This window comes from Corynebacterium striatum ATCC 6940 (assembly GCF_000159135.1).
Classification (GTDB): Bacteria; Actinomycetota; Actinomycetes; order Mycobacteriales; family Mycobacteriaceae; genus Corynebacterium; species Corynebacterium striatum.
The window spans coordinates 1-773 of the sequence record NZ_GG667545.1 but is presented as its reverse complement, the minus strand read 5'-3'; the positions used below and the strand labels follow the sequence as shown (position 1 = coordinate 773).

The following is a 773-nucleotide window of genomic DNA, read 5'->3' as shown; positions in this document are numbered from 1 at the left end:
CCACCCTGGAACCTGCATGCCAGCAGGTCTTAGACAAGAAGCTGGCCCCCACGATGGCAGTGATCAAACGCATCCAGACTGACATTGCCCACGCCCAACAACATCCCGGGCCACCAGGGGCAAAACCACAGCCTGTGGCCAAGCACCACCCACGCCCAAGTACCCCGCTTACCGGTGAGGTGGCCGATGCCGTCTTTATCCGGCCTGCTGACCACTACGAAAACTAGAAGCAATAAGGAGTGAAACCATGAGCAGCATCGACGACGAAATTGTGCGGGCGAAAATGCGCAAGCTTCGCGTATCAACCTTCGCTGACATCTTCTACGAGGTTGTCAACGACGAGGCCTATGCGGATGCGCTACCAGAAGACATCTTCCTCGCCGCAGTCGAAGAAGCCTACACACAACGCCAACAACGCAACATTGCCAAGGCCATTACCCAGGCTAAATTCCGATATCCGGATGCAAGCCTGGCTGAAATCACCCGGGCAGAACAACGCGGTATCAACATGCGCCAGCTGAAACGAATCGCAGCAACTAACTGGCGGGAAAACCCGACCAATATTCACATCCTCGCCCCGACGGGAACAGGCAAGACCTACATTGCCTGCGCCATCGGTATCGCCGCGTGCAAGGCTGGATACTCCGTGGCGTACTACCGGCTGGATCAACTTGTAGACATGCTGGCGGTCTTCTCACCGACTGACCAAAACTACCTCGATAAGATGCGGAAACTGATCAACGTCGATGTCCTTATCATCGACGACTTTATGA

Annotated in this window: 1 protein-coding gene and 1 pseudogene; both read left to right on the top strand. The window is 55.2% G+C overall.

The annotated features are described in order from the left end of the window. Positions 1 to 227 (top strand): annotated as a pseudogene (locus HMPREF0308_RS13450) (IS21 family transposase); the annotation flags it as partial. 20 nt (positions 228 to 247) lie between these two features. Continuing rightward, positions 248 to 773 (top strand): ATP-binding protein (locus tag HMPREF0308_RS12665; protein WP_005532285.1); only part of this gene is annotated, 526 nt, incomplete at its 3' end.